The sequence below is a fragment of the Oceanobacillus locisalsi genome (assembly GCF_042675985.1).
Classification (GTDB): domain Bacteria; phylum Bacillota; class Bacilli; order Bacillales; family Amphibacillaceae; genus Oceanobacillus; species Oceanobacillus locisalsi.
The window spans coordinates 85,160-94,222 of record NZ_JBHTKK010000017.1; the positions used below are offsets into that span (position 1 = coordinate 85,160).

A 9,063-nucleotide genomic window follows, 5' to 3' on the forward strand; every position below is an offset into this window, starting at 1 on the left:
AGAGGTTTTCTGATGAAAGAAAAGGTGGATATAGAAATCAATCGTCTGGTTAATAAACTTACAAAAGATCAGAAGCATGACGGGTCCTGGGCGTATCCCTTTGAAACAGGGATTTCCACAGATTGTTATATGATTATCCTCTTACGTACGCTGGAAATAGAGGATGAAGAGGATTTAATCGAAGTGCTGGTAAGCAGAATCCTTCGTAAACAAGGGAAAAATGGTGCCTGGAAAATATTCCACGATGAAGCGGAGGGGAACCTCACAGCAACGGTGGAGGCTTGTTATGCGCTCCTTTATTCCGGTCACCGAAAAAAGGAGGACCGGGAGATTCGCTTGGCTACAAGGTTTATTCAGCGGCATGGCGGTTTAAAAGAAATCAATATGTTTGCAAAGGTTATGTTAGCTCTAACAGGGCAGTATAAGTGGCCCCGCTTTCTCCCTGTTCCGGTTAAATTTATTCTTTTTCCAGTTTCCTTTCCGCTTAATCTATTTGACTTATCGTTATATGCACGGTCCAATTTGGTTCCGATATTAATTACTGCGGATTATAAATTCAGCCGGAAAACGAAGCGATCGCCTGACTTGTCCGATCTATTTTTACAACGGGGAGATGACGGCGATTGGGAAGCGGAGTTAACCAGTTGGCGCTCCTTTCAAACGCCTTTCGGGCGGGGGATTGGCAATTTGATAGGGAATCCGGAACAGCTCCATGAATTAGCCTTGCAGCGTGCCGAGGAGTATATGCTGAATCGAAGGGAATCGGACGGCACATTTTACAGCTATTTCAGTGCGACGTTTTTGATGATATTTGCTCTGATGGCCAGAGGCTATTCCAAAAAGGATCCGATTATTATCAAGGCAGTAGAGGGACTAAAATCGTTTCAAACCAATATTGGAAAACAAACACATATGCAGTATACGACGGCAAATGTCTGGAATACGGCTTTGATTAGTCATGCGATGCAAAAGGCTGGCGTATCTTCGTCTGCAACGGCAATTAAAAAGGCAAATCAGTATTTACTTGGGAGAGAGCAGATGAAATACGGAGACTGGGCTATCCATAACCAAGATGCAACACCGGGTGGATGGGGTTTTTCTAATATCAATACGTTCAATCCTGATCTGGACGATACAACGGCTTCATTAAGGTCTATTTGTTCATTTGCCAGCAACACCCCTATCTATCGACAAGCTTGGGATCGCGGGATTCAGTGGGCAGTATCCATGCAGAATGATGATGGAGGCTGGCCTGCCTTTGAGAAAAATGTGGATAATACATTGCTTTCCTGGCTGCCGATTGAGGGAGGTGGATCGATGCTGCTGGATCCATCAACGGCAGATTTAACAGGGAGAACATTGGAGTTCTTTGGAAATGACACGCATACAGATACGTATCAGCCTTTTATAAAGCGCGGCGTGAAGTGGCTTTTGAAAAACCAGGCAAAGGATGGCTCCTGGTATGGCAGATGGGGGATTTGTTATATCTATGGTACCTGGTCGGCAATTACGGGGTTGGCAGCAGTTAAAACACGCAGCAATCATCCGCAGGTTCAAAAAGCGACCCAATGGTTATATGCCATTCAAAATCAGGGTGGCGGATGGGGAGAGTCTTGTAAAAGCGATATAGAGAAGAAGTATGTCCCATTAAAGGAAAGTACGCGCACACATACCGCTTGGGCATTAGATGCACTGATTGCTGCAGAGGAAAAGGTAACGCCGGAAATCAAGCGGGGGATTGCGTATTTACTAGAGACATCAGAGAAAGTGGATTGGACGACAGCCTATCCGAAGGGTCAGGGGCTTCCTGGCGGGTTCTATATTCACTATCATAGCTATGAATACTTGTTTCCATTGCTTGCTTTGGCGAATTATCGGGTGAAGTTTTGTTGATTTTTAAATTTTGAAATGATAAGCCATACAAGTTGCTTTGTTTAAATATAGGAAGCTTCTGAAAAGACTCTATTTAAAACAGTTTCTTTGAGAGAGGAAGTTTTAAAGCGTATAATAATAGATGTAATGAAAATGAGTTAAAATTTTGGGAGTGATAACAGTGAAAGCAGCTGTATGGCATGGAAAAAAAGATATTCGTATTGAAGAAGTAAATGAGAAACCGTTACAAGATTCAGAAGTGAAGGTAAAAGTAGCTTGGACTGGTATTTGCGGCAGTGACCTTCATGAATATGAAGAAGGGCCAGTTTTTGTTCCTGATCAAGAAAAAGATCCGTTAACAAATGAGATAGCTCCTTTGACAATGGGGCATGAATTTGCAGGAATTGTGGAAGAGGTAGGACAAAATGTGACCAAGTTTAAACCTGGTGACAGAGTAGCGATTAACCCAACACTTACTTATGGAAATAAACCGGAAGATATAGACGCTTATGACGGTTTCAGCTTTATTGGTTTGCATGGAGATGGCGGATTCACGAAATTTGCGCATGCTCCAGAGGGCAATACGTACTTATTGCCAGAGTCTCTAACCTTACAGGATGGGGCATTAATTGAACCAACTGCAGTCGCTGTTCAGGCTGTAAAAGAAGCAGGTCTTCAATTTGGAGATACGGTGGCTATTTTTGGTGCCGGTCCAATTGGTTTGCTAACAGCAATTGCAGCCAAAGCAGCTGGTGCAAGTAAAATCGTTGTGCTGGATTTATCACAAACCCGACTGGAAAAAGCAAAAGAACTAGGAGCAACCCATGTGATTAATTCCAGCGAGAAAGATCCTGTAGAAGCGATTAAAGAAATTGCCCCTAATGGCGTAGATGTTTCATTTGAAGTCGCTGGAGTAGCCCCTACATTCAAGCAATCTATTGAATCTACCAAACCAAGAGGAACAATGGTCATCGTGTCTATCTTTGCCAGAGAAATAGAATGGAATCCAATTCAGTTAACGAATACAGGTGTGAAAATTACATCATCAATTGCTTACACACCTACGACATTCCAACAAACAGTGGATTTAATGGCGACAGGACAATTAAAACCTCAAGGTATTATTACGGATCAAATTGAGCTGGATAATATCGTTGAACAAGGTTTTGAAGCACTTACAGCAGATAAGTCTCAAGCAAAAATATTAGTAGAATTAAGCGGAGAAAAATAATATATTCCATCGTTATTTAAACATGAAATGCAACTCTGCTTTAGGCTGAACCTAATATTGGTTCAGCCTTTTCATTTGCTCAACTAAAACTCATTCATTTAACCCTATTGAACTAGTAAGGTGAAGAAATGCTTATATCATGGGAAAAGAGACGAGTGCTATTATTGTACACACAGCTTTTCCAGAAATGTATTCGTGTTTTTTGTATTAAGACATAAAGAATGTGAAAAGGTTTTGTTTTCGTTTCATCATATAGAAACAAGTAGTATTAACCTTTTTTACTTAACGTAAGTAAGATATAGAAAATCAAAATCAGAGGAAGTGATAACAAAATGGAGATGATGAGATGAAAATATTATTAGAATTTATTCGTATCATCGCTATTTTTGGGATACTCGGTGCATTGGGCTGGGCAATTATAGAACATATATATACCATCAATGAAGCAGCAGAAACTTATTCGGGATTTGGCGCAATAGCTATTCTATTACTTATTTTTGTACTATATAGGAATAAGTTGCAATTTTCTGGGTGGTATAAAGGAAAAACGAAATTATCTAAGCCTGTGACAATTGCATGCATATTCATTGCTGTAGTGTTGTTCTTACTGCCATTTTTAATAGGGGTATATGTATAAAATAGAGGTATATTTAGCTGCTGGTATATAGAATGCTTTTTCCTATAAGGGTCTTTCGTCATTTCTCCGTGTTATTCAGTCAGTGTATAAATAAAATGCCTCATTCTCGTATATAAAAGTTGCATCACTTTCTTCTTTTTGATAGGATGCTTATATAACAAAATTACATTAATCTGTATAGAACCATAAATAATAAAATAAAAATGTTTTCTAGGGTTCCGCAAAATGTATTTTGGTCTGGTCCGAGAGAAAACACACAGTGAATTGCTGTGTCACGGAGGGATAAAAGCCCGGGAGAAACTGTATGTACAGTTGTCTCTCAGGGCTTTTTTTGTTTTTTATTATTTTTTTGGAAACAATATAATTGGAGGTGTTTTCAGTGAATGGAAATTGGTTGAGAGTGTTTGTTGCTGCTTTTTTGGAAATCTTTTGGGTGATTGGATTAACGCATGCCTATAATTTTTGGACATGGGTTGGAACAATTATCTTAATCATCGTCAGTAATTATTTAATGATCACAGCAGCTCAAATCCTGCCAGCAGGAACAGTTTATGCTGTATTTGTAGGTTTAGGGGCAGCAGGAACAGTTATTGCTGGGATTCTTTTCTTTGGAGAAGCATTTAAATGGGAAAAAATTATATTAATAGCCATATTATTATCTGGGGTTATTGGTTTGAAATTAGTTACACCAGATAAAGCAAAGGAAGGAGCTGAAACCTGATGGCTTGGTTTACTTTAATTATAGCGGGATTACTGGAGACATTTGGTGTTGCCATGATCAATCAACTTGCTGTAAAACGGAATTGGCAAACGGTGATTTGGATTATTTTAGGATTTGGTTCCAGTCTTGCATTACTCAGCTATTCTTTACAATTCATCCCGATGGGAACAGGTTACGCCATTTGGACAGGAATTGGGGTCGTCGGCGGTGCGCTTATTGGCATGATTTTTTATGGAGAATCAAAAGACTGGAAACGGATGGTTTTTATAGCGATGGTATTATGCTCTGTTATCGGACTTAAACTGATTACGTAATGAGTGAAATGGCTATTTATTTCTGCGGATGATTTTGGTTATAATCGTGTATGTATCATTTGTATAAAGTTTATCAAAGAGGGATTTATTTACATCATGACCGAGCATCTTTAGAATTTCTTTAAAGGCGGATGAGTTAAAACATTTCTCTCAGCAAATAGATAAGAATGGGGAGTCTTATGACAAAAACAAAATGGATACTCATTGTGTTAGGGGTTATGGATTTGCCCCTTATCGTCATACATTACACAGATTATACCTTACTTGTTTTAAAATCAACTGGATATGTCATTCCTATGATTATAAATCTTATTGTTCTTACTGTAATTGGTTTTCGTGCAAAGCTTCCTATTCCTTCAAACCTTCCTAAAGTATGGACAATTGCTGGTCTTTTTCTTTTTATACCAATCCTGTTGTTTCATGGCTTCATGGTTTTGTTAATGGGATATAGTCACACTAAAATCGATTCACCATACGATCAGCAGTCGCTCGTAATCGAGTATCGTCACTTTACTTTAGGAGAAACAACATATTCTTATAATTTCTATAAAACGACATTCGGTTTGCTTGGCAAACAACTGGAGGACCAATCTGTTAGCTTTATTGTTCGAGACAGGGGACTTCAGTCTGGCGGTCCTGATGCGGAAGAGGCTTTAGGTTTAGGGAATGAAGAATGGCTAACAGCAAATTCTGTTCGTTTCCATACTTGGGACGGGCTGGAAGATATTTATTTAGATTCTTCACAAGCCGTATTTGAAGCAGATGAGGCTCAAAATATAGAAGAAGCGATAGAGCAATTTATGGATAAAGCTGAAGAGAATGAGAGTGACCAAACGATCAGCGTGAATGGAAATACGCTGACAATACGGTATGATGTAGCATCGGATCAAGAATGGATTGATGTAGCAAATAATAATGGAGCAGGCCCTATTCCGGCACAGCAATGTTCGCGTGTTGTGCCAAATGAGGAACGCGGATATTATATGTTGGAAGAATGTGCACATCAATGAGAATATTCCTTATACCCTATGTCTGAAAAAAGATAATTCCTTTATGTCGATAAGATGTCATTCATGGATTGGTTTTATCGTTCCACATGATATTGTTGTCTAAGTTTAAAGGAAGGTTGGTTGGCTGGTTGTAAATATAGAAGGAGAATCGGATTAATTCAATTTAGTTCTGATTCTCCCTTTGTGTTTTTAAAAATCTTTCATGCTGTTTGGCTAATCTGTCATTTATCCACTTTCTTTATATTTGATATAAATACCCCTAATAACGTAATCACCCCTCCCACAAATGCAAAGAAATGCGGAACCTCCTCTAGCCAAATCCAAGCAATAAGAAAAGCAAAAACAGGAGTCAAATAGAGGGAACTTGTTGCTTCTGACGCCCCAGTTTTGGAAGTTATATACGCCAGCGTAAAGTATGGAATCACTGTTGGAAAAACGCCCAGGTAAACCACTGCCATCGTTGCGTCCATTGGAGCGTTTATAATTGCTGCTCCGAGTCCAGGAGAAAAAATCAACATGAAAAGCGTACCTGCCCAAATCGTATATATCGTGAATGCAAAAAATCCATATTTTTTTAGATAAACATTTTGAAACACAAAATAAATACTTTCTGCAAGGGATGCGATTAAAATAAGAATAACACCAACATTCAATGAAAAGTTACCGGCTGCGTCACCTAATGCAATGAATGCGACACCGCAAAAACTGATGAAAGAGCCAACCCATCCCCATAAACCAAATTTTTCACGGAAAAATAATAAGGCCAATAAAGCTGCGAATAGAGGCGTTGTAGAGACCAGTAAACTGGCAATCCCGGCGCTAACCGTTTGTTCTCCTAAATTAAGCGCTGTTTGATAGACGGAGAATCCCAGAAAACCTAATAATAAAATAACCGGTATATCTTTGATTTCCGGTAAGCTAATTTTTTTGATACAGGCGACAATTATCAACATGAACGATCCAACTAATAACCGGAAAAGGGATATATGCTCTGGGGAGTAAGCACTTAAAGCAGCCCGGATTCCGGGAAATGCAGATGCCCATAGAATAATGGTTATCAAATGAGCGGCGGTGATTTTTACATGGAAAGATTTTAACATACATATACCTCATTTCATCTTAAATACAACCAGTTAATAGCGATGTTTCTTATGTTAATAAAGCTGTGATAAAATGTATGCAACAGATGAAAAATAAAAAATCCAACCAGTTGATATGTGACTGGAAAAGGAGTCCATATGAAAAAGCCAAAATATCAAATCATTATTGATTTTATAAAGGAGAAAATTTCTAAAGGCGAGTGGGCCATAGGAAGTCAAATTCCGAGCCAGCGTCATTTGGCAAAAATGTTTGAAGTTAATCGTAGTACGATTATCATAGCGCTGGAGGAATTAATGGCAGATGGGTTGATAGAAGGCATAGCAGGAAAAGGAACTGTGGTCACTAATAATACATGGACATTGATGGGAAGCGGCTTTTCAACAAACTGGAATGGAAATGTAACGCAGGGAATTCATAAGCCAAGTGTCTCGACCGTACAAGAAATCAATGATGCAGAATCAGATAACCGTCTTATTCAATTAAGCAAAGGAGAATTATCGCCAGAGTTATTCCCTTTAAAAGAGATGCAGGATATTGTCCAAAAAGTCTCAGAGCAATTAACTCCATTCGGATATGAAGAGCCAAAAGGGAATTTGAAGTTACGCCAGACTATTAGCAGTTATTTGAAACAAAGAGGTGTGAATGTGTCGCCATCATCTATCTTCGTTGTTTCTGGCGCGCTGCAAGCTTTGCATCTTATTTCTATCGGTCTTTTGAAAGAAAAATCAACGGTCTTCTTGGAGGAGCCTTCCTATCTTTATTCGTTGTCTGTTTTTCAATCGGCCGGAATGGATTTGAGTGGAGTACCAATGGATAACAAAGGAGTGAAAGTGGATTCCATTTTTCAAACGAAGGAAACAGGCAGAAATATTTTATATACTATCCCAACTTTTCATAATCCAACTGGTATTTTAATGGAGGAGGAAAGAAGAGAGGAATTAATGGAATACTGCATCCGAGAGCAGATTCCTGTTATTGAAGATGATGTATATCGTGATTTATGGTTGGACAATGCGCCTCCAGAACCTTTAAAAGCTAAAGATCGTCATGGTAATGTTTTATATATTGGAAGTTTATCCAAGACGTTAAGCCCCGGATTACGTATTGGCTGGTTGGCCGGACCGGAATCCGTAATTGAACGATTGGCGGATTTGAAAATGCAATTAGATTACGGATCCAGTACGCTGTCGCAGCTTGCAGCAGAAAAATGGTTGTCCAGCGGTATGTATGAACATCATATTGAACATGTTAGGAATCAGCTGATGATTCGCCGGCAAAGAGCTTTAGATGCATTAGAAAAATACTTAGATGCTTTTGCTGTTTGGGATATTCCAAAAGGCGGTTTCTTTATTTGGGTGAAAATAAAACCTGCTTTCAAAGTAAAAAAACTATTTGAAAAAGCATTATCTAAAGGTATTCTTATCAATCCTGGAAGTATTTACAAAGAAAATGAAGGACAGTTTGTACGACTATCCTATGGATTTGCTTCGCTGGATGAAATTGAAAAAGGGATATATCAGCTGAGTGAGATAATTAAGGATAATAATAAGTAATGTCATTCATAGCAATCCCCGCTCCAAGAAGTCGCGAACTTAGCCTTTGTTTCTTATTCTGTGGGGAAGAAAGAACTCCTCACGGAAGGAAGTTGCACGTTTATCTGGATATCGAGAATGCGGCATAATGGGATGATGTAAAGGCAAAAGATAGTACTATACATGTAATCTGCTTGTATGACAGGCATGTATATGAAAGGCTGGTCGGTGGATATGAAGTAATTTGCTATAAAAAAGTATTGCTCTTCGCTTTTTTCTATGATATATTAATTTTTGTCGTCATAAAGAAACGACATAAAGCAAATTCACTTCGACAAAAACTTAAAAAAAGTTGTTGACATTGAAAAACAGAAATGCTATATTAATAAAGTCGCTGTTTTGAGGCGAAGAAATATAAATTGCTCTTTGAAAACTGAACAAAACAACCAGTACGAAAGAAGAAAGACAACCTCGTTTTTCTTAAAAAAGTCAGTAATGACTTCTGAAAGCTAAGAAACACAAACACTTTTATGGAGAGTTTGATCTTGGCTCAGGACGAACGCTGGCGGCGTGCCTAATACATGCAAGTCGAGCGCGGGAAGCGAACGGAACTCTTCGGAGGGAAGTTCGTGGAACGAGCGGCGG

The 9,063-nt window shown here is 38.8% G+C and carries 8 protein-coding genes, 1 rRNA gene and 1 riboswitch; of the genes, 8 read left to right on the forward strand and 1 reads right to left on the reverse strand.

Annotated elements, in window-relative coordinates; translation table 11 throughout:
* Nucleotides 1-12 precede the first annotated feature (12 nt).
* From shc to ACFQ19_RS13780, 6 genes are all read left to right on the forward strand, one after another.
* Nucleotides 13-1,893 carry a squalene--hopene cyclase gene (shc, locus tag ACFQ19_RS13755; RefSeq protein ID WP_379593014.1) on the forward strand — a complete coding sequence of 627 codons (1,881 nt, stop codon included), beginning with the start codon at nucleotides 13-15 and terminating at the stop codon, nucleotides 1,891-1,893.
* Between the two features lie 160 nt (nucleotides 1,894-2,053).
* Nucleotides 2,054-3,103, forward strand: a complete 1,050-nt coding sequence (locus ACFQ19_RS13760; RefSeq protein ID WP_379593016.1) for a 2,3-butanediol dehydrogenase — start codon at nucleotides 2,054-2,056, stop codon at nucleotides 3,101-3,103.
* A gap of 346 nt (nucleotides 3,104-3,449) precedes the next feature.
* Nucleotides 3,450-3,740 (forward strand): hypothetical protein, encoded by a 291-nt coding sequence (locus tag ACFQ19_RS13765; protein ID WP_379593018.1) that lies wholly within the window; start codon nucleotides 3,450-3,452, stop codon nucleotides 3,738-3,740.
* Between the two features lie 199 nt (nucleotides 3,741-3,939).
* Nucleotides 3,940-4,039, forward strand: a riboswitch (guanidine-I (ykkC/yxkD leader).
* A gap of 80 nt (nucleotides 4,040-4,119) precedes the next feature.
* Nucleotides 4,120-4,461: a DMT family transporter gene (locus ACFQ19_RS13770; protein WP_379593020.1), complete on the forward strand. Its 342-nt coding sequence runs from the start codon at nucleotides 4,120-4,122 to the stop codon at nucleotides 4,459-4,461.
* A complete protein-coding gene (locus tag ACFQ19_RS13775; RefSeq protein ID WP_379593022.1) occupies nucleotides 4,461-4,775 on the forward strand; it encodes a DMT family transporter in 315 nt (104 codons plus the stop codon). The genes ACFQ19_RS13770 and ACFQ19_RS13775 overlap by 1 nt, the downstream gene beginning before the upstream one ends.
* A 179-nt stretch (nucleotides 4,776-4,954) precedes the next feature.
* On the forward strand, nucleotides 4,955-5,785 hold the full coding sequence (locus tag ACFQ19_RS13780; protein ID WP_379593024.1) for a hypothetical protein: 831 nt from the start codon (nucleotides 4,955-4,957) through the stop codon (nucleotides 5,783-5,785).
* A gap of 221 nt (nucleotides 5,786-6,006) precedes the next feature.
* Here ACFQ19_RS13780 and ACFQ19_RS13785 read toward each other — a convergent pair whose 3' ends face one another.
* The gene (locus tag ACFQ19_RS13785; RefSeq protein ID WP_379593026.1) at nucleotides 6,007-6,885 is read right to left on the reverse strand and encodes a DMT family transporter; all 879 of its coding nucleotides are present in this window, start codon (nucleotides 6,883-6,885) and stop codon (nucleotides 6,007-6,009) included.
* A gap of 138 nt (nucleotides 6,886-7,023) precedes the next feature.
* Between ACFQ19_RS13785 and pdxR the strand changes: the two genes are divergently transcribed.
* Both pdxR and ACFQ19_RS13795 read left to right on the forward strand, forming a co-directional pair.
* Nucleotides 7,024-8,439: a MocR-like pyridoxine biosynthesis transcription factor PdxR gene (pdxR, locus tag ACFQ19_RS13790; RefSeq protein ID WP_379593028.1), complete on the forward strand. Its 1,416-nt coding sequence runs from the start codon at nucleotides 7,024-7,026 to the stop codon at nucleotides 8,437-8,439.
* 506 nt (nucleotides 8,440-8,945) lie between these two features.
* Nucleotides 8,946-9,063, forward strand: a 16S ribosomal RNA gene (locus ACFQ19_RS13795); the annotation flags it as partial.